Genomic DNA, 25,918 nt, shown 5'->3' with positions numbered 1-25,918 from the left:
AAGGGCAGGGCCCGGGTGCGCGTGGGGACGGGGCTGGGGCGGGAGCGCGGCTGGGCCGGGGGTGGGGCTGCGGGTGGAGCGCGACGGTCAAGGAGTCACGGGCCGGGCGGTGAGCCGCTTCCCGTCGACGGTCACGGCGCCGGTCGCGGGGTCGATGCGGGGTGCTTCGGAAGGCTTGCCGTCGCGCCTGAGGATGCCGACCTGGCGGCCGTCCTGCAGCACGATCCAGCCGCCGTCCAGCTTGGCGCCCCGCACGTTCGCGGTGGCGCGGTACAGCCCGGAGGGCTTGACCGCCCGGTCGGCCGTGAAGCCGTAGTCCCGCTCGCCCATGTCGACGCTGCCGGTGATGCGCCGGCCCGCCAGGTCGCCCGTCAGCACCTCGCCCTTCTCGCCGGTGAGCCGCATGCCGCCGTCGGCCTCGACGTCGCCCTTGAGCCACGACTCCTGGTCGCGGCCGTCGCAGAAGTAGGCGACCGCCTTCCCGTCGCGCAGCGTGATGGCGATCGCGGACGAGTCGTCGTCCGTGCGGCCCGCGTAGTCGCCGTTCGGCACGGCGGTTCTCGACGGGCCGGGCGACGCGGAAGGCTTGCCCTTCGGCGACCCGGACGGCCCGGCGGCCGGGTCCGTCGGCGACGCGGTGGCGGGTCCTGCCGACACGGCGTCGGACGAGGTGTCGTTCCCGGCCGACGTGCCGCGCGTCCCGGTCGTCGCGTTGAGCGACAGCATGACCAGGGCGAACAGCAGTCCCGCGAGGAGCGTGAACAGTGGTCCGGAGCGCTTCATCGTGCCTCCCCCGAGGCGTGGACAGCCTCACCATGCAAGCGGACCCGCGCCCCGGCGTCCAGAGGCGTACAGGAGCGACTTCGCGGAGATTTGCGGTCGATCACGCCCCTAGGGGACGGCGTCACCCGAAGCGGCCGGAAGCGGAGATTCGGGTCCGAGGGGCGGATTCCGGGTCGGCGGCGGATGCCGGACCCGGTGGCCGGTACCGCACCCGGCGCGGCCGGTGCCGGGGCCCGGGGGCGTTCCGGGCCGCCGGGCTCCTTGCGGGCGGGGGCGGCGCCTGTAGCTGAGGAAGATGACGGGCCGCACGACGCCGGGCTCCTTGCGGGCGCGGGGGCGGCGCCCGCGGGGCGGGGCCGCGCAGGGACGGATTCGCTCCTTGCCGGCCCGCGCGGGGGCTGCTGTCCCCGGGGCCGCGCGCACCCGGGGCACACCGGGTGCTCCCTGCGTCGAGGGCCCGTCCGCGGGCCCGCTCCGCACCCCGGCGGCCGTCTCGGCAGGCGGGCGCCGCGCACCGGGTCACCGGGGGCTGACTAGGCTGGATGCACCAGGAACCGATACGCACACCAGCAAGGAGCATCACCGTGGCGGTACGAGCGGTGCGGGGCGCCGTCCAACTGGACCGGGACGAGGCCGGGCACATGGACGAGCGGGTCAGCGAGCTGCTCACCGCCGTCCTCGAACGGAACGGGCTCACCACCGACGACCTGATCAGCATCTGGTTCACGGCGACCCCCGACCTGCACAGCGACTTCCCGGCGGCCGCCGCGCGCAAGCTCGGCATCGTGGACGTGCCCCTGATCTGCGCCCAGGAACTCGACATCGAGGGCGCGATGCCGCGGGTCGTACGGGTCCTCGCGCACATCGAGTCGGACGTGCCGCGCTCCGACATCGCGCACGTCTACCTGGGCGCCGCGGGCGCGCTGCGCAAGGACATCGCCCAGTGAGGACCGCGCTCGTCATCGGCACCGGCCTCATCGGCACCTCGGCGGCACTCGCCCTGTCCTCCCGCGGCGTCGCCGTGCACCTGGCCGACCACGACCCCGAGCAGGCCCGTACGGCTGCCGCGCTGGGCGCCGGCACGGACGAGGCGCCGGCGGGTCCCGTCGACCTCGCGATCGTCGCGGCACCGCCCGCCCATGTCGCGGCCACCCTCGCCGACGCGATGCGGCGGGGGGCGGCGCGCGGCTACCTCGACGTGGCCAGCGTCAAGGGCGGTCCGCGCCGGGAGCTGGAGTCGCTGGGCCTCGACCTGTCCGCGTACATCGGCACGCATCCCATGTCGGGCCGCGAGAAGTCGGGTCCGCTGGCCGCGACCGGAGACCTCTTCGAGGGCCGCCCCTGGGTGCTGACGCCGACCCGGGACACCGACACCGAGGTGCTCAACCTCGCACTGGAACTGGTGTCGCACTGCCGTGCCGTGCCCGTCGTGATGGACGCGGACGCGCACGACAGGGCCGTCGCGCTCGTGTCGCACATGCCGCACCTGGTGTCCAGCATGGTCGCCGCGCGTCTGCAGCACGCCGAGGAGACGGCCGTACGGCTGTGCGGCCAGGGCATCCGCGACGTGACCCGGATCGCCGCCTCGGACCCGCGGATGTGGATCGACATCCTCTCCGCGAACCCGGGCCCGGTCGCCGACCTGCTCGCGGACGTCTCCGCCGATCTGGACGAGACCGTGCGCGCCCTGCGGTCCCTCCAGTCCTCCGACGACGCCAAGCGCCGCGAGGGCGCCGACGGCATCGAGGACGTGCTGCGCCGCGGCAACGCGGGCCAGGTCCGCGTCCCGGGCAAGCACGGCACGGCGCCCACGGTGTACGAGAGCGTCGTCGTGCTCATCGACGACCAGCCGGGCCAGCTGGCCCGCATCTTCGCCGACGCCGGCCGGGCCGGGGTCAACGTCGAGGACGTCCGCATCGAGCACGCGACCGGGCAGCAGGCGGGTCTCGTGGAGCTGATGGTCAAGCCCTCGGCGGCCCCGGTCCTCACGGCGGCCCTGCGGGAGCGGGGCTGGGCCATCCGGCAGTAGCCCCCGCCGGGAGCCCCCGGCGGCGGAGACCGACGTACGACGGCCATCTCGACACGGTTCGCCGCCCGGTCTCCGGAACCGGTGCCGTCTCCTGATCCGGCCGTCGGCTCGGTGCAGGGCGCGTCCCGCCCGGCCGGGCCCCCGCCGCCCCGCGCGTGGCGCAGGCCGTGGCCCGCGCCGCCTCCACGGTCCGGCGGGGCCGCCCGGTCCGGTGCTGCCGACGGGCCGCATCGGCGCCCGGCGCGTCCCCGCGGGCGTCGCGCGGAGGTGGTGCCGGGGGTGCCCGTGGGGACCCGTAAATCGGGGGCCGGGGAGCCAGTAACCTTGTTCGGGGCGCGTTCGCGCCCGAACCAGCCCGCCACCCCGTACCAGGAAGGTGTCCGCACCCGTGGAAACCACTGCCGCCCGGACCGCCCCGGCCGTGATCGTCGCCATCGACGGTCCCTCCGGCACGGGCAAGTCGAGCACCTCGAAGGCCGTCGCCGCCCAGCTCGGCCTGAGCTACCTGGACACGGGCGCCCAGTACCGGGCGATCACCTGGTGGATGGTGACCAACGGCATAGACGTCACCGACCCCTCCGCCATCGCGGACGCGGCCGGAAAGCCCGACATCGTGTCCGGTACGGACCCCTCGGCGCCGACCATCACCGTGGACGGCACGGACGTCGCGGGCCCGATCCGCACCCAGGAGGTCACCTCCAAGGTGAGCGCGGTCAGCGCCGTCCCCGAGGTGCGCGCCCGGATCACCGAGCTCCAGCGCTCGATCGCCTCGGCGGCCGGGACGGGCATCGTCGTCGAGGGCCGGGACATCGGTACGACCGTCCTGCCGGACGCGGACCTGAAGATCTTCCTGACCGCGTCGCCCGAGGCGCGTGCCGCCCGCCGCAGCGGCGAGCTCAAGGGCGCGGACGTGCAGGCCACCCGTGAGGCGCTGATCAAGCGGGACGCGGCCGACTCCAGCCGCAAGACCTCCCCGCTCGCGAAGGCGGACGACGCGGTCGAGGTGGACACCTCCGAACTCACGCTCCAGCAGGTCATCGAGTGCGTCGTCACCCTCGTCGAGGAGAAGCGGGCAGCGAAGTGACCGAAGCACCGTCCGCGGGGCGCGCCGACATCGGGCGCCGCATCGGCGTGGGCCTGATGTACGGGCTGTGGAAGCCGCGGGTGCTCGGCGCCTGGAAGGTCCCCGCGGCAGGACCGGCGATCCTCGCCGTCAACCACTCCCACAACATCGACGGCCCGATGGTCATGGGCGTGGCGCCCCGGCCCACGCACTTCCTGATCAAGAAAGAGGCCTTCGTCGGCCCGCTCGACCCCTTCCTGCTCGGCATCGGCCAGCTGAAGGTGGACCGGACGACCGCCGACCGCACCGCGATCACCCAGGCCCTGGGCGTCCTGGAGAACGGCGGCGTCCTCGGGATCTTCCCCGAGGGCACCCGCGGCGACGGGGACTTCGCGTCGCTGCGCGCGGGCCTCTCCTACTTCGCCGTCCGCAGCGGCGCCCCGATCGTGCCCGTCGCCGTGCTGGGAAGCACGGAGCGGCGCGGACGGTTGATAAAGGGGCTGCCCCCGCTGCGCAGCCGGGTCGACGTCGTCTTCGGCGACCCCTTCGAGGCGGGCGACGGCAGCGGACGGCGTACGCGTACGGCGCTCGACGAGGCGACGGTGCGCATCCAGAAGCAGCTCACCGCGCACCTGGAAAACGCCAGGCGCCTCACGGGACGCTGAGCGACACTTGAGTAGTGGATCACCCGAAACGGGGGGTTCCACCGATCACCACGATGAACGAGGTACGGACTTCATGAACGACCAGATCCAGCCCGACGGCTCGGAGCACGAGCACGGGGCACTTGGCGATGCCGAGTACGCGGAGTTCATGGAGCTCGCCGCGGAAGAGGGCTTCGACGCCGAGGACGTCGAGGGCGCGATCGAGGCGGCGGGCCACGGCCCGCTCCCCGTCCTCGCCGTCGTCGGCCGGCCGAACGTCGGCAAGTCGACCCTGGTGAACCGGATCATCGGCCGCCGCGAGGCGGTCGTCGAGGACAAGCCGGGCGTCACCCGCGACCGTGTCACCTACGAGGCCGAGTGGGCGGGCCGCCGCTTCAAGGTCGTCGACACCGGCGGCTGGGAGCAGGACGTCCTCGGCATCGACGCCTCCGTCGCCGCGCAGGCCGAGTACGCGATCGAGGCGGCCGACGCGGTCGTCTTCGTCGTCGACGCCAAGGTCGGCGCCACCGACACCGACGAGGCGGTCGTCCGGCTGCTCCGCAAGGCCGGCAAGCCCGTCGTGCTGTGCGCCAACAAGGTCGACGGCCAGAGCGGCGAGGCGGACGCCTCGTACCTCTGGGCTCTCGGCCTCGGTGAGCCGCACCCCGTCTCGGCGCTGCACGGCCGCGGCACCGGCGACATGCTGGACGCCGTCCTGGAGGCGCTGCCCGAGGCCCCGGAGCAGACGTTCGGCACCGCGATCGGCGGCCCCCGCCGCATCGCCCTCATCGGCCGCCCGAACGTCGGCAAGTCTTCCCTGCTGAACAAGGTGGCGGGCGAGGAGCGCGTGGTCGTCAACGAGGTGGCGGGCACCACCCGCGACCCGGTCGACGAGCTGATCGAGCTCGGCGGCATCACCTGGAAGTTCGTCGACACGGCGGGCATCCGCAAGCGTGTCCACCTCCAGCAGGGCGCCGACTACTACGCCTCCCTGCGTACCGCCGCCGCGGTGGAGAAGGCGGAGGTCGCGGTCATCCTGCTGGACGCCAGCGAGAGCATCAGCGTGCAGGACCAGCGCATCGTGACGATGGCCGTGGACGCGGGCCGCGCCATCGTCCTCGCCTTCAACAAGTGGGACAACCTCGACGAGGAGCGCCGCTACTACCTGGAGCGCGAGATCGAGACCGAGCTGCTCCAGGTCGCGTGGGCGCCCCGGGTCAACGTCTCGGCGCGTACGGGCCGCCACATGGAGAAGCTGGTGCCGGCGATCGAGGCCGCGCTGGCGGGCTGGGAGCAGCGGGTCCCGACGGGCCGTCTGAACGCCTTCCTCGGCGAGCTGGTCGCCGCCCACCCGCACCCGATCCGGGGCGGCAAGCAGCCGCGCATCCTCTTCGGCACCCAGGCGGGCACCAAGCCGCCGCGGTTCGTGCTCTTCTCCTCCGGCTTCATCGAGCACGGCTACCGCCGGTTCGTGGAGCGCAGGCTGCGCGAGGAGTTCGGCTTCGAGGGGACCCCGATCCACATCTCGGTGCGGGTCCGCGAGAAGCGCGGCAAGAAGAAGTAGGGCGGCCGCGGACACGGTCCGCGGCAGCACGGCGGCGGTACAGGCCGTGTCCGGCGCAAGGAGAAGGGCCCCCGCNCCTCGCGGGGGCCCTTCTCCTTGCGCCTTGTTGCCTGCCAGTGCTCCCGTCGGTGCTACTGGCGGGGCTCCTGTCAGTGTTCCCGGCGGGGGCCGGGCGGCAGGGCCGGCGGGGCCGGCACCGTGGAGTGCTGACGCGCCGACGGCTGCCAGACCGCCGTGATCGTCGGGCTCTGGTGCGGGGCGACGTGTCCGGTCTGGTGCTGTCCGCCGCCGTGCCGCGCCCCGTACGAACCCGGCGTGTAGGCACCCGGGTTGTACGTGCTCGTGCTGAGCAGCCCAGTGCCGTGCAGACCCGTGCCGTGCGCCCCCGAACCGTGCGGACCGGACCCGAAGGCCGTGAAACCGGCCCCCTCCTCGCCGCTGCGGTCGCCCGGCAGGGTCCGGAAGGACCTGCGGTACTCCGCGTAGAGCGCGTCGTAGATCGGCGTGGCCGAGGGGCCGCAGGCGGTGTCCTGCGGCTCGGAGGCCCTCCCTGTCCGGCCGGACTGGAGAGCCTGGGGGAGCCTGGCCGGGACGGGGGACGTGTACGGCAGGCGGCGGGGGGAGTCGTAGGTGTGCACGTACGTGCCAACGAACCCGCCGCCCTTGGGATGCGGCCGACCGCCCGCTTTCGCAGGTCACCGGGAGTGTGCCCGGCGCGAACGGCGGGCCGCGCCGCGCTCAGGTGCCGGCGAGGGGCATGGCGCTCGCCACCAGCCGGCCGTCGGCCGCCGCCTTGTCGAGGGCGCCGCGCAGCAGGTCCTCGCGGGGCTGCCGTCCGATCGAGCCCACCGGGGCGGCGAACAGCAGCACCTGCTGGTGCTTGTTCGCGGCGGCCCGCCAGCTCTCGGTGACCTGGAGCGGCTGGTGGGCCTGCCACCAGGCGACGGGCGAGCCGCCGCCGGTCCCGGGCTGGAGGACCGCGTGCAGCTGGCCCATGGCGAGCAGCACGGACCAGCCGTGCAGTACGGGCGGCACCTCGGTGAGCCCGCTCACCGGCATGAAGCCCTGCTCGACGAGGAGCGGGAGGAAGTCGTCCCCGCTGCCCCCGGTCGTGCCCGGCCGGGCGATGCGCGCGGTCGGCTCGACGACGAGGGCGGGGTGCAACTCGCCGGCGATCAGGACGAGTCCGCTGGTGACGCCGAGCACCGCCTGCTCGGGCTGGGCGCCGGAGGGGCGCTCGTCCCCGGTGATGGACCTGACGGCGCCCTGGAGTTGCTCCTCGGTCACCTGGACGACCTGCGAGGGCAGGCAGGTGGCGTGGGCGAAGGCGAGCACGGCCGTCTCGTCGCCGATGAACAGGACGGTGCTGGTCCGCTCCTGTTCGGAGTCGCCCTGGGTGCGGCAGGACGTGCAGTCGTAACTGCCCGGGGCGTTCTCGCCGGCGAGCAGCCGGTCGGCTTCTTCGTCGCCGATCTCGGCGCGTACGTCGTCGCTGACGTCGAGCATGCGCGGCACGGGTGGCTCCTCGGGATGTGGTGCGTGGCCGGGGGCTCCCGGTCCATGAACCGGACGGGTTCCCGGCTCATGAAGAAGACAACGGATGATCTGTGGCCGGAGTCACGCCCGGGAGCGAACGGAATCGAACCATCCGGCGCGCACGGTGAAATCGGCCGCGGAATCTGTTACTCCACGCCAACTCCTCGGACTGTCCTGCCTGTTGATCCGGTGAACTGAGTCACAGGAGCGCATCGCCCATGGTCGACAAATCAGGAAATCAGCGAATGAAATAGGTGTCTCAAATTCGACGATACTCACGGTAATGGCCAACTGGCCTCGAACGACGGGGGATTGGTTGTTGCCGGCCCGGCCCGCTGCCTAGATTCCTCGGCTGTGTGCAGCGAGCACCGCTCGGGTACGTCCGCCGGCCGCAGGACCCGATCAGCACCAAGCACGACAGCACCACCGCCGGCGGGTGGGGCGGCACGGCACGACCGCGTCGAATCGCGGTACTCCGCGCCGCCTTGGGGGATCCCGGGTTCTTCGAGAGGGAACTACATGTCCGAATGTGCCGACAACACCCGCACGGTCCGCCGGACGGCGGTCCTCGCCGGGGCGGCGCTGCTCGCCCCGCTCGGAATGCTCGCCGCCGGCGGCGGGGCCGCGGCGGCGGACAGCGGGGTGTGGGACCGCATCGCCCAGTGCGAGAGCGGCGGGAACTGGCACATCAACACCGGGAACGGCTACTACGGAGGACTCCAGTTCTCCGCCGGGACCTGGCGCGCGTACGGCGGCTCCGCCTACGCGTCCACCGCGGACGAGGCGTCGAGGGCGCAGCAGATCGCGGTGGCCACCAAGGTCCAGGGCGCGCAGGGCTGGGGCGCCTGGCCGAGCTGCTCGGTGCGCGCGGGTGCCATTGGCGGAGCCCCCGCGCAGGCCGCGCCCGGGAAGCCCGCCGCCGAGGCGGCACCGGCGAAGCCGTCGAAGAAGGCGGCGGCACTGGACCGGCCGGCCCGACGCACGGGCCGCGACGCGTCCCGCGGCGACTACACCGTCCGCAGCGGCGACACGCTGAGCGGCATCGCCGCACGGCACGGAACGACCTGGCAGCGCATCCACGCGGCCAACAGGGAGGTCATCGGCGCGGATCCCGACAGGATCCTCCCCGGGCAGCGGCTGGAGCTCTGAACCCGGAGCACCGGCCGGCGCGCGACGCCCCGGGGCCCCGCCCGGTCCTCCGACCGGGTGGGGCCCCACCCGTCTCCTGCGCGGCCGGGCCGGGCACGGTGCCGGGCCCGCCTAGCGTGGCCCGATGTCGATCAAGCGCAAGCGGTACACGGCCTCCGTCGTCGTCGCCGTCGCCCTGGCCGTGCTCGCTCCCGGAGGGGCCGAGGCGGCGTCACCGTCCGCGGCGCCCGGTGCCGCCGCGGCCGCGCCGCCGTACGGCTGCGCGAAGGACCAGTGGCCCTGGGGCTGCATCGCCAAGTGCGAGAGCAACGGCCGCTGGCACGCGAACACCGGGAACGGCTTCTACGGCGGGCTCCAGTTCTGGCAGCCGACATGGCGCGCCTTCGGCGGCACCGCCTACGCGCGGCGCGCCGACCTCGCCACGCGCGGCGAGCAGATCAGGGTCGCCGAGGAGGTGGTGCGCGTCCAGGGCTGGCGGGCCTGGCCCGTCTGCTCCAAGCGGTACCGGCTGAGCGGGCGCGCGCACGTGGTCAGGAAGGGGGAGACCCTCGCCTCCCTCGCGCGCCGCTACCGCCTCAAGGGCGGCTGGCGGACGCTGTACGCGTCCAACCGGAAGACCGTCGGCGAGCACCCCGGCCGGCTGCTCCCGGGCACGATGCTGAAGCTGCCGAAGGCCGCGGGCCCCGGACGGTCCCTCGGCTTGTGGAGGACGCCGGGCCGCCGCGCCGCCGGCCCGCCGGTCCTCGCCGACGGCCGGCTGCCTACGGACCTGCCGCACGGCCGGGCCCTGATGGGCCCGCCGCTGCCCGCTCCGCCGCCTCACCGCTGAACACGACGGTGCCGCGCCGCAGTTCGTACACCAGGACCGTCCCGTCGGACAGGCCGCGCGGCAGCCGCTGCTCGGCCACCACCACACAGGCGCCCAGACCGCGCAGCAGTTCGTAGGTGCGGGCCGCGACCTGCGGCGACATGCCCTGGGCGGGCTCGTCGACGAGGACCACGCGCGCGCCCGACAGCAGGGCCCGGGAGAGGGCGACCATGCGCTGCTCGCCGCCCGAGAGGGTGCCTGCCCGACGCGCGAGCAGCGGGCCGAGCTGCGGATAGGCGTCGAGGGCCGCCGAGGCGTCCCCGCCGCGGGCCGCGAGGCCGAGGTTCTCGCGGACGGTGAGCGAGCCGAAGACGGCCCGCCGGTCCGGGACGAGGCACAGGCTGCGGCGGGCCCGCTCGTCCGCGCGCACCCCCGTGATGTCGACGCCGTCCCGGACGACCGCCCCGCCGGACAGCGGCACGGTTCCTGCCAGGGCGCGCAGAGCGGTCGTGCGCCCGGAGCCGTTGCGGCCCAGCAGCACGGTCACCCCGGGGTCCGGCGCGAACAGGGACACGCCGTGCAGGGCCTCCAGCGGGCCGTAGGACACCCGTGCCCGCCGCAGGGAGACGCCGCGGGCGCTCATCCGCCGGCCGCCGTACCGGCCCCGGGGCGTCCCGGCGCGGCTCCGCCGGGCCCCGCCGGACGCCCGAGCACCTCCCCGGCCGGACCGGAGGACACGATCCGGCCCGCCGTCATGACGTGCACGGTGTCCGCGAGACCGGCCACGAGGTCGAGGTCGTGCTCGACGACGAGCAGGGCCGTGCCGTCCGCCGCCAGGGCGCCCAGCACTCGGGCCAGCGCGGCCACCTCGTCCGTGTCGAGCCCCGCCGCGGGCTCGTCGAGGAGCAGGACGCGCGGGCTCCCCGCCAGGGCCCGCGCGAGCTCGACGCGCCGCAGCGTCCCCGTCGGCAGGCCGGCCGCCGGCCGTGCCCGCACCGCCCCGTCGAGCCGGAGCAGCCGCAGCGCGCGCTCCACGGCCGCCGGGTCCACGACATGGCCCTGCTCGGCGCCCACGCGGACGTTCTCCGCCACGGTCAGCGTCGGGAAGACGGCGAGCCGCTGGAACGTACGGGCGACGCCCAGCCGGGTCCGCGCGTGGGCCGGCAGCCGGGTGACGTCCCGTCCGCCGACCGCGATCCGCCCCGCGTCCGGCCGCAGGGTGCCCGCGAGACAGTGGAACAGGGTGCTCTTCCCGGCACCGTTGGGCCCCACGACGGCCGTGATCCGGCCCGCGGCGAGATCCAGGTCGACGCCGTCCAGGGCGGTGAACCCGCCGTAGGACACGGTGAGTCCCCGGGCACGCAGGACGGGATGCCCGGGGACCCCCCGCCGGACCCGGGGGCCCGGGGCCCGCAGTACCGGGCGCTCCCCGGACGGCCGGACGGGCGCGCCTTCGGCCGTCCGGGGCCCGGTTCCCGGCCGCAGTGCCGTCGCCCCCGCGGCGGAGGCCGCCCCGACCGGGGCGGGGGTGGCCGCGCCGGCGGCCCGCAGCCGGCGCCCCACGGCTGCGCCCAGCGGGGTCGGCGCCACGTCCCGGACAGGCCGCAGGCCCGCCGCCGCCCGGCGCAGGGACTCGTACGGTCCGCCGGGGAAGCGGCCCACGAGCACGGCGAGGAGGCCGATCAGCGCGGCCGCGACCCCGCCGCGCGCGCCCTCGTCCAGGCCGACCAGGAGCGCCGCCGCGACCAGCGCGCCGAGGACGCTGTCGGCGCCGAGCACGACGACCGCGGCGAACCACAGCAGGCCGCGCACCGGGTCGTACGCCCCGGGGTCGAAGGCCCGCAGGCCCATGCCGAGCATCCCGCCGCCGAGCGCGGCCAGCGCGGCTCCCGCGACGAACGCCGTCACCTTCAGCGCCGGGACGCGGACGCCCGCCGCCGAGGCGCCCTCCTCGTGGTCCCGCATGGCGGCCAGCGCCCGCCCGGTGCGGCCCCTGCGCAGCCCGTGCGCGGCCAGCAGCGCGCCGGCCAGCAGGACGAGTTCCAGGGCGTAGTACGCGCGGTCGTCCTCGAAGCCGGCGGGGCGGCCCAGGGCCAGGCCGGAGGTCGCGTACGGCTGGGCGAACACGAAACGACTGACTCCGACGCCCACCGCGAAGGTGGCGACCGCGAGCGCCAGGCCGTGGCGGCGGACGGCGGGCCAGCCGGTCAGCAGGCCGAGCGGCGCGACCAGCAGCACCGCCACCGCCAGCGCGGCGAGTTCGGGGAGGGCGGGCAGCCCGGGGAAGCGGCCCGCCGCCAGGAGGGCGGTGAAGAGCGCGCCGAGGCCGGCGTAGGCCGCCTGCCCGAGCGAGATCTGGCCGCCGCGGCCGGTGACCACGACCAGGGAGAGCAGGATCACGCCGAGCGCCGGGACCTGCACGGACGTGTGCAGGTCGGAGCCCGCGAACCCCAGCGGAATCAGGAACAGCACCGCCGCCACGATCCACGCGCCCGGCGGGGTCGCCACCCGGGCCGTCGCCGTGCGCGGCAGCGCGTCCCGGGTGCCGATGCCCGGCAGGACCAGGGCCGCGACCAGCAGCGCGACGACGAACAGATTCGTGCCCACCGCCTGGAGCAGCGGTTCCCGCCATCCCGTGGGGTGCAGCCGGGTGAGCTGGCTCTGGGCGACCCCGATGCCGAGGGCCACGACCACGGCCACCGTCAGGCTGCGCATCCGGGCGGCCACCGCGACCGCCAGCACCTCCATGACGAGGAGGGGCATGCCGTACGGGTCCAGGCGCACGTACGGGGCGAGGAGCACGCCGGTGAGACCCGCCGTGAACGCGCCGAAGGCCCAGCCCGCGGCGGCCACGCGGTTCGTGTCGACGCCGTTCAGCGCCGCGAGCGCGCGGTCGTCGACGACGGCCCGCGAGTCCCGCCCGAACCCGGTCCCGCGGGTCACCGCCGTCACGCCCGCCGCCACGGCGAGGACCACGGCGAGCAGACCCCAGGGCTCCGCCGCCACCAGGGTGGGCGCGTCCGCGCGCGCCCCCGGGCCCCACACCAGGACGGCCCCGCCGACGAGCAGGACGAACACGCCGATGGACGCGACCAGGCTCCGCGCGGGATCGCCGCCGAGGACCGAGAGCGGACGGAAGACGAGCCGCTCCAGCGCCAGACCGATGCCCGGGGCCACCACCAGCAGGGTGAACGCGGCGGCGAGGCCGAGCGGCCAGTGCCACTCGACCGTGAGCTGGCGCAGCAGGAAGGCGCACACCATGGCGATCGCCCCGTGCGCGAAGTTGAGGACGCCGGTCGCCCGGTGGGTGACGACGAGGCCGATGCCGGTGAGCGCGGCGGCGGCGCCCACGGAGAGCCCGGCGAGCGTGAGGTCGTACGTGAGCGACGCCATCAGCCGGCCGGGGGCGGGGGAGGCCCGTCCGGGTCGGCCGGGGGGCCCTCCTGGCCGGCGGGGCGGCCGTCCGGCGGGGCCACCTGGCCCGGGGCCCGCGTACGGCCGTCCGGGAAGAGCGTGGCCGCGCCGTCGGCGGAGGGGGCCGGGCCGGCCGGCGGGCGGTCCCGGGAGGGCGTACGGCCGTCCGGGGCGTCCGGCTCGCAGATCGGGCACGGGGCCAGTCCGCCGCCGGCGAGGAGCCGGGAGTCGACCGGCAGCGCGTCCTGCTTCCCCGCCACGAGCGGGCAGTCCGCGCGGTGCCACAGGGTGCCGCCCGGCACCATCAGCAGGTCCGTGCCGATCGCGACGGGCGCGGCGGCCGTCTCCCCGGGCCGCTCGGCGTCGTCGGGCCCCGCCGCCACCAGCAGCGCGTACAGCTCCTCCACCCGTGCCGCCGCGAGGGCGTTCCTGCCCTGGGCCAGCAGGACCGCGCCCGCGACGACCAGCGCCGCTCCGGGCACCGTGCAGGACGCCAGATAGGGCAGTTGCCGCTCCGCGTACCGCTCCCCGGAGATCCCGTACCAGCCGAGTACGCACAGCACCGCTCCCGCGGCGAGGGCGGCCCACCCGGCCCACAGGACGGGGTGCACAGTCCGCAGTCGAGCAGTCCGCATCGAGGCTCCCACGTCATGTGTCTGTCCATGTCGGCCGATGGCTTGCACTATGCCTTCTGGAAGCTGACCCTGAAAGCACCGGGCGCGCACCGCCCGGACCGACACCCGGTGGTGAGCCAGATGGTTCTCGGGAGTGACCTCAGGCGGGGGACCGGCCGGGGGCTGGCGGTGGTGGTGCTCGTCCTCGCCTCGGCCCTGACGGCCTGCGGGGACGACAGCGGTGGCGACGACACGGCCCCGCCCTCGCCCACCGCGGAGTCGCCCACGACGTCCGAGCCGAGTCCGGGCGCGAGCGCTCCGGACGATCCGGCGGCGGCGGAGAAGGAGATCAAGGAGAACTGGGCGAAGTTCTTCGATCCGAAGGTCGCCGTGAAGGACAAGGCGGACCTGCTGGAGAACGGCGACGACATGGGCCAGGTCCTCGGGAGCTTCAGCGGCGACGAGCGCGGCGGGCAGGTGGAGGCCACGGTCGGCGAGGTCCGGTTCACCTCGCCCACCGGGGCGGAAGTGACCTACACGCTCACCCTGAAGGGCGCCACCGTGATGCCGGACGCCGCCGGTACCGCCGTGGAGCAGGACGGCACGTGGAAGGTGTCCGTCAAGACGCTGTGCGGTCTGGTGGGGCTGAGCGGCAATGAGTCGCCGGGCCCGGGTTGCTGAGTGCGCCGCCGCGGGCCTGCTGCTGATCCTGGCCACGGCCTGCGGCAGCCGGCTCCCGGAGGGCGACTTCGGCGGCCGGCCCGACCGCGCACCGGCGGGCGGCGGCGCGGAACCGATCCGCGTCGGCATCGTCACGAGCGTGACGAGCCCCGTCGGCGGGGACGCGTTCACCGGCCCGCGCGACGGGGCGAAGGCGTACTTCGACCGGCTCAACGCGCGCGGCGGCATCGGCGGCCGCACCGTCGAGGTCCGCACCTGCGACGACGGCGGCAGCGGGGTCGGCAACAACGAGTGCGTGCACCGGCTCGTCGACGAGGACGGGGTCGTCGCGCTGGTCGCCACCACGTCCCTCGACTACGCGGGCGCGTCCCGGGTGTCCCGCGCGGGCGTGCCCGACATCGGCGGCCAGCCCATCGGCGCGGCGTACGACACCTACCCGCACCTGTACGGGATCTACGGCAGCCTCGCCCCCCGGAACGGGACACCGGGCTGGGACGGCAAGCTGTACGGCGGCACCGAGGTCTACCGCTACTTCAAGCGCGAGCAGGGCGCCCGTACGGCGGCCGTCGTCTCCTACAACCAGTCGGCCTCCGCGGCCTACGCCCGGCTCGTCACCCGGGGCCTGCGGGCCGAGGGGTACAAGGTGGTCACCGAGCAGGTCGACTTCGCGCTCCCCAACTTCCGGGCGGCGGCGGCCGATCTGAAGAAGCAGGGCGCCGACCTGGTCTTCGACGCCATCGACACCTACGGCAACTCCCGGCTGTGCGAGGCCATGGACGAGGTGGGCGCCGACGTCACGGCCAAGGTCACCAACGTGCAGAACTGGACGTCCACCGTCCGTGAGGACTACAAGAACGCGCCGCGCTGCCGCAACACGCTGTGGGTGACGGGCGCCAGCCGCTCCTACGAGGACACCGGCCACGCGGCGGTACGCGAGTTCCGTGACGGCACGAAGGGACTGCGGACGCGTTCCCAGTGGCAGGTGGAGGGCTGGGCGGCCGCCATGTGGTTCACCGACGCCGCGCGGTCCTGCGCGCGCACGGGGATCACCCGCGCCTGCGTCGACCGGTTCATGGACTCGGGCAGGCCGTACACCGCGGACGGCCTGCTGGCGCCGGTCCGTCACGAACGGCTGGCCGAGCCTCCCGGGACGCGCAGGACGTGCCTGTCGGTGGCCCGCTGGGAGGACGCCCGCGGCTGGGTCGGCCAGGGCGACCTGGACGACGAGTGCTTCGACGTACCGCAGTTGCCCTACGACCCCTGATGCGTCCGGACGCCCAAAGGCTCCGAAACCGGGATGTCGACGGCGCGACCGTTCGGGAACGGCGCACCCCGCCGGCTGCGGTCCGCAGCCGCGCCTGCTGTCGACGACGAGCGGCGCCGCCGCCGGCCGCGCCCCCCGCCCGCCGGGAGCCGCGGACGGCGCTGCGGGCCGGCGCGGTTCACGGCGGCCGCCGCGGTGACGGCCACGTCGCCCCGCCTCCCCCGCCGGGCGGAGCCACAGGTCCCACAGGCCCTCCCTCAGCCCGGAGTGGTCCACCGCGAGGAACAGGGGTGCACCCGGTCCGCCGCGGGCGCCGTCGCGGACAGTGGCTGTCCGCAACCGGTGGCAGACTCGCCGCCATGGTGGAGACCTCGGCACGACTCCTGCGGCTGCTCTCACTGCTCCAGGCGCACCGGGAGTGGTCGGGCGCGGACCTCGCCGACCGGCTCGGCGTCACCCCGCGCACGGTCCGCCGGGACGTGGACCGGCTGCGCGAACTCGGGTACCCGGTGAACGCGAGCCCCGGCACGGGCGGCGGCTACCAGCTCGGCGCGGGAGCCGAACTGCCGCCGCTGCTCCTGGACGACGACGAGGCGGTGGCGGTCGCCGTCGGCCTGCGCACCGCCGCGGGGCAGGGCATCGACGGCATCGGCGAGACCTCCGTGCGCGCCCTCGCCAAGCTCGAACAGGTGCTGCCGCACCGGCTGCGGCGCAGGGTCGGCGCCCTGAACGACTTCACCGTGCCGATGCTGCGCGGCCCCGTGCCCTCGCCCGTCGACCCGGCCGTGCTCACGGAACTCGCCGCCGCCTGCCGGGACTCGGAGCGGCTGCGCTTCGAGTACCGCGACCACGAGGGGGCCACGAGCAGGCGGACGGTCGAGCCGCACCGGCTGGTGTGCACGGAGCGCCGCTGGTACCTGGTGGGCTGGGACGTCGACCGGGACGACTGGCGCACCTTCCGGGCGGACCGGGTTTCGCCCAGGCCGCCGCACGGGCCGCGCTTCCCGCCCCGGCGGCCGCCCGCGGACGACCTGGCCGCGTACGTGTCCAAGGGCGTGTCCGTGCGCGCGTACGCCACGCAGGCCGTCGTACGGCTGCTGGTGCCCCTGGAGGAGGCGGCTCGGCGCGTCTCGCCCTCGGCCGGGACGCTGGAGGCGGACGGCCCGGCGAGCTGCGTACTGCGCACGGGGGCCGCGAACCTCGACGTCATGGTGATCCACGTGATGCTGATGGGCATCGAGTTCGAGGTGCTCGAACCGGTCGCGCTGCTCGACGCGATCCGGGCCGGCCGGGACCGCCTGACGGCCGCGCTCGACCGGAGCGGAGCGGCGGCCCCGCCCGCGGCCCGGACGGGTCCCGCGGCGCGCTGACCCGCGGTGCGCCGCCCGCCGCGGCACAGGCACCGCGGCGGGCAGGCCCGGTGGGCGGGCTCGGAGGGCGGGCCCACCCGGACCACCGCCCGGATCAGGTCCGGCGCGCGTCCGGGCCCGACGCCGGGTCGGGCGCCCGCTTCCGTCCCGCGTGTTCGCCCGCTGTCCACCCGTGCCCCGGCCCTCGTTCCGGCCGCGCCCGGACACCCGCGCGAACACCGGGCATGCGGAGGCCGTGTGCGTGAACCGTGCAATTCCCATGGCGGTCCGACTTCCCGGGCCGTGCGTGGAATCGGAATGCAAAGCCGTGGCGGCGGCCTCGCGGGCGCACTCTTTACGGGGACTATTCGTATCGCGGTGCGAGTGGTCCCGGAGTACCTCCGAATTACGTTCGAAGGCGTGCGGAACGCATGCCGAACCGCTCGTTCGTGTGAGGGAGTCGGGCCGAAACGCGTGTCGTTGTCCTGTGACAGAAGCGTGACCGGAGAGGGACCGGTGACGCTTGGTGTCCGGGCCCGGGGTTCCCTGCCCGCATTCCGCCGCATAACGTGGCGGCATGGCACCGATTCCCACTCCTCCCGCAGAGCCCGTGGACACTCCGGACGCGTACGTCGGACTGGAGGCGGCCGGCGCCGAACGGCTGGCCCGTGAGCGCGGCTGGTCCGCGGTGCGTTCACTGCCCCCGGGCTCGATCATCACCATGGAGTACCGCGTGGGGCGGCTGAACTTCGAGGTCGCCGACGGCCGTGTGACCCGCTGCTGGAAGGGCTGACCTGCCCGGCGCGGTCGGCACGGACGGCCGGCCGCCACCGGGACGTGCGACCGGCAGCGCGTGCGGACACGGCGAAGGCCCCGGCTCCTTGAGCCGGGGCCTTCGCCGTGCGGGGGTGGTCTGTGCGTACCGGCCCCCCGCCGCCCCGGTCAGCCGCCCGTCAGGGGGCGCGCCGAGGCCGTACCGCGGGTCACGCGATCGGTCTGAGGGGGTCTTCGGCTGCCGACGGGCGTCACCGGGGTGCGCTCGGAGCGGGCCGTGTGCGGCCCCGGGGCCAGGAAACCCTGCGGGCGGGGCGGCCGGGAGGCGGCCACGGGCTCGCGGACCGAGGGCTCCCGGTCGCCGGCGCCGCCACCGAGCGGGCGCGCCGCGGGCGCGCCCACGGGCTCGGGGACCGCGGAGGGCACGGGCCGGCGGAGCCGGTCGCGCCAGGCGTCGCGCAGATCGAAGAGCACGGTCTCGGCGCGGGCGATCAGCGGCTCGCACCAGGGCAGCGCCAGCAGGATCAGCAGGCCCGCGGCCCAGCCGAGCACCACGTCGCTCAGCCAGTGGGTGCCGAGGTAGACGGTGGTCAGGCCGACGCCGAGGGACACCACGGCGGACAGCGCCGACAACCAGCGCCTGGCCCACGGGGTCGAGGCCAGATAGGCCAGGATGCCCCAGGTCACGACGGCGTTGGCGGTGTGGCCCGAAGGAAATATGTCGCCGCCCAGCCACATCTCGTTGGAACCGACCGAGGTGGCGTAGTGCGGGCCCAGCCGGCCCATGCCGATCTTGGCGGCACCCACCGTGACGTTCAGCAGGAGCAGGGAGGCGCCCAGCACCAGCAAGGGGCGCAGGGTGTGCTGCCGCCAGGAGCGCCAGCCCAGCCAGGCGGCGACCATGACCGCGGTGGGGCCGCGCTGGCCCAGCACCACGTAGTAGTCGAGGAACGCGTGGATCTCCGGCCACTGCTGGTACGGGCGGAAGAACATGACCTGCCAGTCCAGCCGGACCAGCCACGAGGTGATCACGACGGCCCACACGATGGCGAGGTAGAAGGCGAGCGTGGACGCGAAGAGGACCACCCTGTGCCGGCTCATCCTGGGCACGTCGATGTGGGCCGGTCGTTCCGGCTCACGGTCCAGCCGGGCGAAGACCCGGTCCAGACGAGTCAGCTTTCGTTCGGTACGCACTCAATCGACGTTACAGCGAGTGAGCTGTGTTCCAGGCCGAAGCCCCCTCTTTGTGATGACGATGTGATGTGGGATTGCTCTCAGGAGGGGGGTTATTTCCAAGGATTATTGAATCCCTCGTCCGCTCTTCCTTCAATTCGATTGATCATTCCGGTGGGGAGTTATGTGGCGCTTATCAATTCGTTCACCGAAAACTCGCCCGTGCTTCTCCGGACGCTCACCCGGGCGCGGCGCCGTCACGGCGTGCGCCGTCACGGCGGTCACGGCGGACCCGAGCCGTTCAGCCAGAACGCGCCGTACACCGCCGACACCACCGCCGCGCTCCCCAGTACCCACGCCGACCTGGAGGTCCGCAGCCGGGCCAGGGCCAGGGCCGGCGGCAGCAGCAGCGGGAACGCGGGGAGCAGCAGGCGCGGTTTCGAGCCGAAGTAGCTCGACGCGCACAGGGCGAGGGCCGTGACGACCCCGGCGTACACCAGCAGCGGCAGCGGCTGCCGCTGCCGTACGCAGACCACGTACAGCAGGATCAGCAGGCCCGTCCCGAGGACGAGGCCGAGTCCGGCGAGCGCCGAGGGGAACGACGTGAACTTGCCGGCGACGAAGACGGCGAAGGCGTAGCCGCCGTCGAAGCCGTTGCGCCAGCCGGCCTGGACGTCCAGGTACCCCAGTGGCCCCCCGCCCGTGCGCCCGCCGACCCACAGCACGTAACCGGCGGCGCCCAGGGGCGCGACCGCCATGCCGACGGCGCGCCGCCACCGCGGCGCGCCGTCCCGCGCCACCGCACCCCGCTCCCGTACGAACGAGTCGACCGCCGCCACCCAGACGGCCGCGACCACCGCCGCGCCCACCGGGCGGGTCAGCCCCGCCAGTGAGGCGAGCAGCCCGGCACTCACCCAGTGGCCCCTGAGGACCGCGTACAGCGACCAGGCCGCCAGCGCGGTGAACAGTGACTCGCTGTACGCCATCGACTGCACGACCCCGACGGGCAGCACCGCCCACAGGAGGACCGCGCAGACGGCCGCCCGGCGGCCGTACACGTGGTCGGCCACCGCGAAGATCCCCCAGGCCGCGGCGAGCGAGGCCACCGCCGACACCAGCAGGCCGCCGTCCGCGTACGACAGCGGGGACACCGCCGCGACGGCCCGCTCCAGCCACGGCAGCAGGGGGAAGAACGCCAGGTTCGAGTGCACGTCGCCATTGGGCAGGCGCACCTCGTAGCCGTAGCCGAGTTCGGCGACCCGGGTGTACCAGAGCGAGTCCCAGCGGGCCGACAGCAACCGGTGCGCGCTCGTGTCCCGCGCCGCGCTCCACACCGTGAGCACCAGCAGGCCCAGCACCCGCACCGCCGCGTACCCGAGGAGGGCGGGCGCGGCGCGGCGCCAGGCTGGTTCCGCACGGGTCGGGGCGGCGGAGGTTACAAGATCGGTCACGGGTCCGATTATCGGGGGCGCCCTCGGCGGGGCCCCGTGCCGGGGCGGGCCCGCGGCCCTCCCACGCGTGGCGCACGCCACACGGCGTCCCGTGGAACGTGAGAGGTCCGCCACCCGACATCGGCGGGAACTCGCGTACGCTGACCACTCACTCGCCTTTGTTGCGTGGGCCCGGGACGCCGCTCCTCCCCGGCCGCAGCCGCAGGGAGTCCCCACCCAGCGGATCGCCGAACGCGAGGGAAAATCTGGGAGGTACGTACATGTCCGGGACGACCACGGCCGCCGCGCGTCGCCGTCGGGAGGCCGGGGCCGGTGCCAACCGGTGGGTCGTCCTCGTCGTCCTCTGCGTCAGCCTGCTGCTGGTCGCCGTCGACGCCACCGTGCTGCACGTCGCGGTGCCCGCCGTCACCGAGGACCTCACGCCCGGCGCGATAGAGCTGCTCTGGATCGTCGACATCTACCCGCTCGTCTGCGCCTCGCTGCTGATCCTCTTCGGCACGCTCGGCGACCGCGTGGGACGCAGACGCATCCTGCTGCTCGGCTACGCGCTGTTCGGCGTCGCCTCCGCGATCGCGGCCCTCGCGGACACCGCGCAGGTGCTGATCGCGGCCCGCGCCCTGCTGGGCGTCGGCGGCGCGATGATCATGCCCGCGACCCTGTCCATCCTGCGGCAGGTCTTCCCCGACCGGCGCGAGCGGGCCCTCGCCATCGGCATCTGGAGTGCCGTGGCCGCGGTGGGCGCTGCCGTCGGGCCGCTCCTCGGCGGATTCCTCCTGGAGCACTTCTGGTGGGGTTCCGTCTTCCTCATCAACATCCCGCTGATGCTGGTCAGCCTGCCCGTCGGACGGCTGCTGCTGCCCGAGTCGAAGGGCGAACGCGACGGTCCGTGGGACGTCGTCGGCGCCCTGATGGCGGCGGCCGGGCTCTTCGGCGTGGTCCTGGGCGTGAAGCGCCTGGGCGGTGGCGAGGACCCGCTGAGCCTCCTCACGCTGGTGCCGCTCCTCCTGGGCGCCGGACTCCTGACCGGGTTCGTACGGCGCCAGCGGCGCCGCCGCCACCCGCTGGTGGACCTGCGGATGTTCGCCCGGCCCGCCTTCAGCACGTCCGTGGGGTGCATCGTGCTCGCGATGCTCGCGCTCGTCGGGCTGGAACTGATCGCCGCCCAGTACCTCCAGCTCGTGCTGAAGCTCTCCCCGCTGGAGACCGGGCTGAGACTGCTGCCGCTCACCATCGCGGCGATGGCCGCGGGCCTCGTCGGCGCCAGGATGCTCCAGCGCTTCGGGCCGCGGACCATGGTCTGCTCCGGCTTCTGCCTCACCGCCGCCGCGGTCGTCACCCTGACGGCGATGGGCAGCCACGACAACCCGCCGCTGCTGCTCACCGGCTTCGTCCTGCTCGGCTTCGGCCTGGAGGTGACGCTCTTCGGGGCGTACGAGTCGATGCTCAGCGAGGCCCCCCAGGCGCAGGCCGGCGGGGCGGCCGCGATCGGCGAGACGTCGTACCAGCTCGGTGCCGGCATCGGCATCGCCCTCCTCGGCAGCGTCATGAACGCGGCGTACGCCCCCTCGCTGGCGGCCGTCCCCGGAGTGCCGGCCCGTGACTCGGCCGCCGCGGGGCACTCCCTCGGCGAGGCCTACGAGGTCGCGGCCCGGCTGGGCGGACCCTCGGGGGAGGCGCTGCGGCACGCGGCACGGAACGCGTTCGTGCACGGACTGCACGTGACCCTGCTGGTCAGCGCCGGACTGCTGCTCCTCGGAGCCGTGATGGCCCTGCGGCTGCCCCGGGTGATGGACTGCGGGACGGTCGCGGCCGGAGTCGAGGTGCCCGCGCCGAGGGAGGCCCCGGCCCCCGCGCGGGCCGAGTCCCTGCGCTGAGCGGCCCCCCGCCGGGGCGCCCGCACCCGCGCGTCGGCGGAAGTGCCCTGGACGTGCCGGGCACGGCGTCGTAACGTCGGCCGTCAGCCGTAGTGATCAGTGCTAGTTTCCGTGCGCCGGAGGCCCTCCATGTCCGCTCCCTCGAAGCTGCCGCCCTTCGACCCCGCCGATCCGCTCGGCGTCGACGACCTGCTGAGCCCCGAGGACCTGGCGATCAGGGGCACCGTGCGGGCGTGGGCCGGTGACCGCGTCCTGCCGTACGTCGCCGACTGGTACGAGAAGGGCGAACTCCCCGGCATCCGCGAGCTGGCCCGGGAGCTGGGCGGCATCGGAGCGCTCGGCATGTCCCTCACCGGGTACGGCTGCGCCGGGGCGTCCGCCGTGCAGTACGGGCTCGCCTGCCTGGAACTGGAGGCCGCGGACTCGGGCATCCGGTCGCTCGTGTCGGTGCAGGGCTCGCTCGCCATGTACGCGATCCACCGCTTCGGCAGCGAGGAGCAGAAGCTGGAGTGGCTGCCGCGGATGGCCTCCGGCGAGGTCATCGGCTGCTTCGGGCTGACGGAACCGGACCACGGCTCCGATCCCGGGGCCATGCGCACGCACGCCAAGCGCGACGGCGGCGACTGGGTCCTCACCGGACGCAAGATGTGGATCACGAACGGTTCGGTCGCCGGCGTCGCCGTCGTCTGGGCGCGGACCGACGACGGGATCCGCGGGTTCGTCGTGCCGACGGACACCCCCGGCTTCTCCGCACCCGAGATCAAGCACAAGTGGTCCCTGCGCGCCTCCGTCACCAGTGAACTGGTCCTGGACGGGGTACGGCTGCCCGGCGACGCCGTGCTGCCCGGGGTCACCGGACTGAAGGGGCCGCTGAGCTGCCTGTCCCACGCCCGGTACGGGATCGTGTGGGGCGCGATGGGCGCCGCACGGGCCAGTTTCGAGTCCGCCGTCGAGTACGCCAGGACCCGCGAGCAGTTCGGGCGGCCCATCGGCGGCTTCCAGCTCACCCAGGCCAAGCTCGCCGACATGGCGGTCGAGCTGCACAAGGGGATTCTGCTCGCCCACCACCTGGGGCGCCGGATGGACGCGGGACGGCTGCGCCCCGAGCAGGTCAGCTTCGGCAAGCTCAACAACGTGCGGGAGGCGATCGACATCTGCCGTACCGCTCGGACGATCCTCGGCGCCAACGGGATCTCGCTGGAGTACCCCGTGATGCGGCACGCCACGAACCTGGAGTCCGTGCTGACCTACGAAGGCACCGTCGAGATGCACCAGTTGGTCCTGGGCAAGGCGCTCACCGGTCTCGACGCCTTCCGCTAGGCGGCGCCGAGAGGCGGGTCCGGTGAGCGGCCCTGCCTCAGCTCTGGTTGAAGAAGCCGTCCGCGCGACGGCCGACGGGCTCCCCGCTGACGATCTCGGTGTCGGCGGGGGTCAGCAGGAAAACCCGGTTCGACACACGCTCGATCGAGCCGCGCAGGCCGAAGATCAGGCCGGCCGCGAAGTCGACGACGCGCTTGGCGTCGGCCGCCTCCATGGCCGTGAGGTTCATGATGACGGGGACACCGTCACGGAAGAGCTCTCCGATGCCACGGGCGTCCCGGAAGCTGTCCGGGGTGACCGTGCCGATCCGGCGGCCCTTCTCCTCGGCGGCGTCGGACGCCACCTTCACGCGCGGGTCCGTGACCCAGGCGTCTCCCGGCGTGGAGCCCTCGGTGTAGTCGTCGTCGTAGTAACGCTCGTCATCGTTGTCGTCGACGAGGCCAAGCCAGGCACTCGCCTTGCGCACCGATCCCATGGACGCCTCCTCTCACAGCGGTCTTTCGTGCTTCCGCCTCCCCATGGTCGTCCATGATGCGGATGTCGCGCCAAGGGGATAGACGCCGCGCGGGGGATTCGTGACGGTACTGGTGCACAGGGAATTCGTCGAGAGCCCGCGTACCCCAAGGGTCCTGACGTACACCGCTGCTGACTGAGAGTGAAATATGATTCTTCGCGGCGTACGGGTGACGGCTGGAGCGTACGGGTGAACGAAGCGGTCGATACGATGCCGCAGCTCAACGTCACAGACACCACGGGGGATCCACATGTTCGGAATCGTCAGGCCCTGCCGGCACCGGTTGGGGGAGAGCCTCAAGACCCAGTGGATGGCGCATCTGTGCGGGCTCTGCCTCGCACTGCGCGGGGACCACGGGCAGTTCGCGCGGGTCGTCACGAACTACGACGGCCTGCTGATATCGGTTCTGACGGAGGCTCAGGCCGATCGCGCCGGCGCCTGGCGGCGCACCGCCGGGCCGTGTCCGCTGCGCGGCATGCGCGGCGCGTCCGTCGCTCAGGGTGAGGGGGCGCGGCTCGCCGCCGCCGTCTCACTGGTGCTGGCCTCGGCCAAGGTCCGCGACCACGTGGCCGACGGGGACGGGCTGTTGGCCCGGCGACCGGTGGCGCTCGCGGCGCGCCGGGTGGCGGCGAACTGGGGCCGCGCCGGCGCCCGCACCGGTTCCGCCGTCGGCTTCGACACCGCCGTCCTCGTGGACGCCGTCGAGCGGCAGACGGGCATCGAGGCGCTCGCGGGTCCCGGCACCCCGCTGCTGACGGTCACCGAGCCGACCGAGACCGCGACCGCAGCGGCCTTCGCGCACACCGCGGTCCTGGCCGGACGGCCCGGCAACGCGGAGCCGCTCGCGGAGGCGGGCCGGCTCTTCGGACGGCTCGCCCACCTCCTGGACGCCGTGGAGGACCGGGAGGCCGACGCGGCGGCCGGCGCGTGGAATCCGCTCACCGCCACCGGCACGCCCCTGCCGGAGGCCCGCCGCCTCGCCGACGACGCCCTGCACGGGATACGGCTCGCGCTGCGCGAGGTCGACTTCACGGACGCGAAACTGGCCCATGTGCTGCTCGCGCACGAGCTGCGCAACTCGGTGGACCGGGCCTTCGGCACCAGCGCCTGCTCGCACGGCGGCTCGCACGCGGGCGTCCCGCACGGCGGCGAGCTGTACGGGCCGCCGCCGGGCAACCCGTACGCGCCGTCCGGGCCGGGCGCCCCGCCGCCGCCCGAGCCCCCGCGCCGCGACCGCCGAGGACTCCTGGCGGGCTGCGCGGTGTGGATGGGGCTGGCCTGCACGTGCCAGATGTGCTGCGAGTACGACGACCCGTGGACGGGGGAGCGCAAGGAGGGCCTCTGCCAGCGGTGCGACGACTGCAGTGACTGCTGCGATTGCTGCGACGGGTGCGACTGCTGCGGCAACTGCTGCGACGGCTGCGGGTGCGACTGCAGCTGCTGAGGCACGCCGGCGCCCCGGGCCCGCCGTCCGGGGAGTCCGCCGGGACGCCCGGACGCCACGGCCGCCGGGGCCGTGGCGGTGGACCGGGCCGTGGTCCCGGCACCTTGACGGACGGTCAGTGGGTTGCCCGCCCGCCGACCGGGCTTGTGCGCGGGCGCGGCGAGGCACAGGGTCCGCGGGCGCGGAGACCTGCGGGAGCAGCCGGGCGGAAGGCCGGGAGCTGCGGCAAGCGGAACGGCACGGCATGGAACTGCACGGCATGGAACGGCGTGGAACGGCGGAGCGGGGTGCGCGAGGGGAGGGGTGTGCGTGTGAAGGCGCCTGCGTGGAGAACGCGGAGAGCACACCCGTCCGAGCGGGCGCGCAGGGGGTCAGCTCAACAGGAGGAGGACCACACTCGACCGAGGTCGATGTGGGAGCGCTTGACCAGCCACTGCTGCGGATGCATGCGCTCAGTGGAACAGGCATCC

At 74.4% G+C, this 25,918-nt stretch carries 22 protein-coding genes and 1 pseudogene; 14 read left to right on the top strand and 9 right to left on the bottom strand.

Going from position 1 to position 25,918, the window contains the following annotated elements; translation table 11 throughout:
• Window positions 1-87: 87 nt before the first annotated feature.
• Window positions 88-783 carry a hypothetical protein gene (locus IE265_RS08560; RefSeq protein WP_190034771.1) on the bottom strand — a complete coding sequence of 232 codons (696 nt, stop codon included), beginning with the start codon at window positions 781-783 and terminating at the stop codon, window positions 88-90.
• Between the two features lie 584 nt (window positions 784-1,367).
• Here IE265_RS08560 and aroH point away from each other — a divergent pair.
• The 5 genes from aroH (at window position 1,368) to der (ending at window position 6,083) form a co-directional block, all read left to right on the top strand.
• Complete coding sequence (aroH, locus tag IE265_RS08555) at window positions 1,368-1,730, top strand: chorismate mutase (protein ID WP_190034770.1); 363 nt, start codon at window positions 1,368-1,370, stop codon at window positions 1,728-1,730.
• Window positions 1,727-2,812, top strand: coding sequence for a prephenate dehydrogenase (locus IE265_RS08550; protein ID WP_190034769.1), 1,086 nt, complete (start codon window positions 1,727-1,729; stop codon window positions 2,810-2,812). The genes aroH and IE265_RS08550 overlap by 4 nt, the downstream gene beginning before the upstream one ends.
• Window positions 2,813-3,200: 388 nt before the next feature.
• A complete protein-coding gene (gene cmk, locus IE265_RS08545) occupies window positions 3,201-3,896 on the top strand; it encodes a (d)CMP kinase (RefSeq protein WP_190034768.1) in 696 nt (231 codons plus the stop codon).
• The gene (locus IE265_RS08540) at window positions 3,854-4,540 is read left to right on the top strand and encodes a lysophospholipid acyltransferase family protein (protein WP_229916089.1); all 687 of its coding nucleotides are present in this window, start codon (window positions 3,854-3,856) and stop codon (window positions 4,538-4,540) included. The genes cmk and IE265_RS08540 overlap by 43 nt, the downstream gene beginning before the upstream one ends.
• 73 nt (window positions 4,541-4,613) lie before the next feature.
• Window positions 4,614-6,083, top strand: coding sequence for a ribosome biogenesis GTPase Der (der, locus tag IE265_RS08535; protein ID WP_190034766.1), 1,470 nt, complete (start codon window positions 4,614-4,616; stop codon window positions 6,081-6,083).
• 149 nt (window positions 6,084-6,232) lie between these two features.
• Here der and IE265_RS08530 read toward each other — a convergent pair whose 3' ends face one another.
• Window positions 6,233-6,721, bottom strand: a complete 489-nt coding sequence (locus tag IE265_RS08530) for a hypothetical protein (protein ID WP_190034765.1) — start codon at window positions 6,719-6,721, stop codon at window positions 6,233-6,235.
• 100 nt (window positions 6,722-6,821) lie between these two features.
• Window positions 6,822-7,598 carry a DUF8842 C-terminal domain-containing protein gene (locus IE265_RS08525; RefSeq protein ID WP_190034764.1) on the bottom strand — a complete coding sequence of 259 codons (777 nt, stop codon included), beginning with the start codon at window positions 7,596-7,598 and terminating at the stop codon, window positions 6,822-6,824.
• 540 nt (window positions 7,599-8,138) lie between these two features.
• Here IE265_RS08525 and IE265_RS08520 point away from each other — a divergent pair.
• On the top strand, window positions 8,139-8,768 hold the full coding sequence (locus tag IE265_RS08520) for a LysM peptidoglycan-binding domain-containing protein (protein WP_190034763.1): 630 nt from the start codon (window positions 8,139-8,141) through the stop codon (window positions 8,766-8,768).
• Between the two features lie 124 nt (window positions 8,769-8,892).
• Window positions 8,893-9,597, top strand: coding sequence for a LysM peptidoglycan-binding domain-containing protein (locus IE265_RS39105; protein ID WP_190034762.1), 705 nt, complete (start codon window positions 8,893-8,895; stop codon window positions 9,595-9,597).
• Here the strand turns inward: IE265_RS39105 and IE265_RS08510 are convergent.
• The 3 genes and pseudogenes from IE265_RS08510 to IE265_RS08500 all read right to left on the bottom strand — a co-directional run.
• Window positions 9,530-10,219: an ATP-binding cassette domain-containing protein gene (locus IE265_RS08510; protein WP_190034761.1), complete on the bottom strand. Its 690-nt coding sequence runs from the start codon at window positions 10,217-10,219 to the stop codon at window positions 9,530-9,532. The genes IE265_RS39105 and IE265_RS08510 overlap by 68 nt on opposite strands.
• Window positions 10,216-12,969, bottom strand: coding sequence for an ABC transporter permease subunit (locus IE265_RS08505; protein ID WP_190034760.1), 2,754 nt, complete (start codon window positions 12,967-12,969; stop codon window positions 10,216-10,218). The genes IE265_RS08510 and IE265_RS08505 overlap by 4 nt, the downstream gene beginning before the upstream one ends.
• A gap of 185 nt (window positions 12,970-13,154) precedes the next feature.
• Window positions 13,155-13,625 (bottom strand): annotated as a pseudogene (locus IE265_RS08500) (hypothetical protein); the annotation flags it as partial.
• A gap of 120 nt (window positions 13,626-13,745) precedes the next feature.
• Between IE265_RS08500 and IE265_RS08495 the strand changes: the two are divergent.
• From IE265_RS08495 to IE265_RS08480, 4 genes are all read left to right on the top strand, one after another.
• The gene (locus IE265_RS08495) at window positions 13,746-14,285 is read left to right on the top strand and encodes an MTB12 C-terminal domain-containing protein (RefSeq protein WP_190034759.1); all 540 of its coding nucleotides are present in this window, start codon (window positions 13,746-13,748) and stop codon (window positions 14,283-14,285) included.
• The gene (locus IE265_RS08490) at window positions 14,260-15,549 is read left to right on the top strand and encodes an ABC transporter substrate-binding protein (protein ID WP_190034758.1); all 1,290 of its coding nucleotides are present in this window, start codon (window positions 14,260-14,262) and stop codon (window positions 15,547-15,549) included. The genes IE265_RS08495 and IE265_RS08490 overlap by 26 nt, the downstream gene beginning before the upstream one ends.
• Before the next feature lie 359 nt (window positions 15,550-15,908).
• On the top strand, window positions 15,909-16,919 hold the full coding sequence (locus tag IE265_RS08485) for a helix-turn-helix transcriptional regulator (RefSeq protein ID WP_190034757.1): 1,011 nt from the start codon (window positions 15,909-15,911) through the stop codon (window positions 16,917-16,919).
• Between the two features lie 556 nt (window positions 16,920-17,475).
• Entirely contained in the window at window positions 17,476-17,691 is a 216-nt protein-coding gene (locus IE265_RS08480) for an I78 family peptidase inhibitor (RefSeq protein WP_190034756.1), read from the top strand.
• Between the two features lie 149 nt (window positions 17,692-17,840).
• Here IE265_RS08480 and IE265_RS08475 read toward each other — a convergent pair whose 3' ends face one another.
• On the bottom strand, window positions 17,841-18,866 hold the full coding sequence (locus IE265_RS08475) for a phosphatase PAP2 family protein (protein ID WP_190034755.1): 1,026 nt from the start codon (window positions 18,864-18,866) through the stop codon (window positions 17,841-17,843).
• 260 nt (window positions 18,867-19,126) lie between these two features.
• Window positions 19,127-20,296: a glycosyltransferase family 39 protein gene (locus IE265_RS08470; protein ID WP_190034754.1), complete on the bottom strand. Its 1,170-nt coding sequence runs from the start codon at window positions 20,294-20,296 to the stop codon at window positions 19,127-19,129.
• A gap of 260 nt (window positions 20,297-20,556) precedes the next feature.
• On the opposite strand from IE265_RS08470, the gene IE265_RS08465 reads away from it, so the two are divergent.
• Both IE265_RS08465 and IE265_RS08460 read left to right on the top strand, forming a co-directional pair.
• Window positions 20,557-22,170, top strand: coding sequence for an MFS transporter (locus tag IE265_RS08465; protein WP_190034753.1), 1,614 nt, complete (start codon window positions 20,557-20,559; stop codon window positions 22,168-22,170).
• A gap of 129 nt (window positions 22,171-22,299) precedes the next feature.
• On the top strand, window positions 22,300-23,490 hold the full coding sequence (locus IE265_RS08460) for an acyl-CoA dehydrogenase family protein (RefSeq protein WP_190034752.1): 1,191 nt from the start codon (window positions 22,300-22,302) through the stop codon (window positions 23,488-23,490).
• A 37-nt stretch (window positions 23,491-23,527) separates the two neighbouring features.
• On the opposite strand, the gene IE265_RS08455 is transcribed toward IE265_RS08460, so the two are convergent.
• Window positions 23,528-23,965: a cell division protein SepF gene (locus IE265_RS08455; RefSeq protein ID WP_190034751.1), complete on the bottom strand. Its 438-nt coding sequence runs from the start codon at window positions 23,963-23,965 to the stop codon at window positions 23,528-23,530.
• Window positions 23,966-24,254: 289 nt separating this feature from the next.
• Here IE265_RS08455 and IE265_RS08450 point away from each other — a divergent pair, with 289 nt between their 5' ends.
• Window positions 24,255-25,448: a DUF5685 family protein gene (locus IE265_RS08450; RefSeq protein WP_190034750.1), complete on the top strand. Its 1,194-nt coding sequence runs from the start codon at window positions 24,255-24,257 to the stop codon at window positions 25,446-25,448.
• Window positions 25,449-25,918 lie beyond the last annotated feature (470 nt).

This window comes from Streptomyces fructofermentans (assembly GCF_014651055.1).
Taxonomy (GTDB): Bacteria; Actinomycetota; Actinomycetes; order Streptomycetales; family Streptomycetaceae; genus Streptomyces; species Streptomyces fructofermentans.
The sequence above is the reverse complement of the archived record's forward strand: the minus strand, read 5'-3'. Positions and strand labels throughout refer to the sequence as shown.

What these genes read in the sequence shown, in the direction of transcription:
- IE265_RS08510 (WP_190034761.1), bottom strand. Translation starts at nt 10,219, where the DNA reads ATGAGCGCCCGCGGCGTCTCCCTGCGGCGGGCACGGGTGTCCTACGGC.
- IE265_RS08560 (WP_190034771.1), bottom strand. Translation starts at nt 783, where the DNA reads ATGAAGCGCTCCGGACCACTGTTCACGCTCCTCGCGGGACTGCTGTTC.
- IE265_RS08495 (WP_190034759.1), top strand. Translation starts at nt 13,746, where the DNA reads ATGGTTCTCGGGAGTGACCTCAGGCGGGGGACCGGCCGGGGGCTGGCG.
- IE265_RS08465 (WP_190034753.1), top strand. Translation starts at nt 20,557, where the DNA reads ATGTCCGGGACGACCACGGCCGCCGCGCGTCGCCGTCGGGAGGCCGGG.
- IE265_RS08455 (WP_190034751.1), bottom strand. Translation starts at nt 23,965, where the DNA reads ATGGGATCGGTGCGCAAGGCGAGTGCCTGGCTTGGCCTCGTCGACGAC.
- IE265_RS08505 (WP_190034760.1), bottom strand. Translation starts at nt 12,969, where the DNA reads ATGGCGTCGCTCACGTACGACCTCACGCTCGCCGGGCTCTCCGTGGGC.
- IE265_RS08450 (WP_190034750.1), top strand. Translation starts at nt 24,255, where the DNA reads ATGTTCGGAATCGTCAGGCCCTGCCGGCACCGGTTGGGGGAGAGCCTC.
- IE265_RS08485 (WP_190034757.1), top strand. Translation starts at nt 15,909, where the DNA reads ATGGTGGAGACCTCGGCACGACTCCTGCGGCTGCTCTCACTGCTCCAG.
- IE265_RS08490 (WP_190034758.1), top strand. Translation starts at nt 14,260, where the DNA reads ATGAGTCGCCGGGCCCGGGTTGCTGAGTGCGCCGCCGCGGGCCTGCTG.
- IE265_RS08460 (WP_190034752.1), top strand. Translation starts at nt 22,300, where the DNA reads ATGTCCGCTCCCTCGAAGCTGCCGCCCTTCGACCCCGCCGATCCGCTC.
- der (WP_190034766.1), top strand. Translation starts at nt 4,614, where the DNA reads ATGAACGACCAGATCCAGCCCGACGGCTCGGAGCACGAGCACGGGGCA.
- IE265_RS08520 (WP_190034763.1), top strand. Translation starts at nt 8,139, where the DNA reads ATGTCCGAATGTGCCGACAACACCCGCACGGTCCGCCGGACGGCGGTC.
- IE265_RS39105 (WP_190034762.1), top strand. Translation starts at nt 8,893, where the DNA reads ATGTCGATCAAGCGCAAGCGGTACACGGCCTCCGTCGTCGTCGCCGTC.
- IE265_RS08480 (WP_190034756.1), top strand. Translation starts at nt 17,476, where the DNA reads ATGGCACCGATTCCCACTCCTCCCGCAGAGCCCGTGGACACTCCGGAC.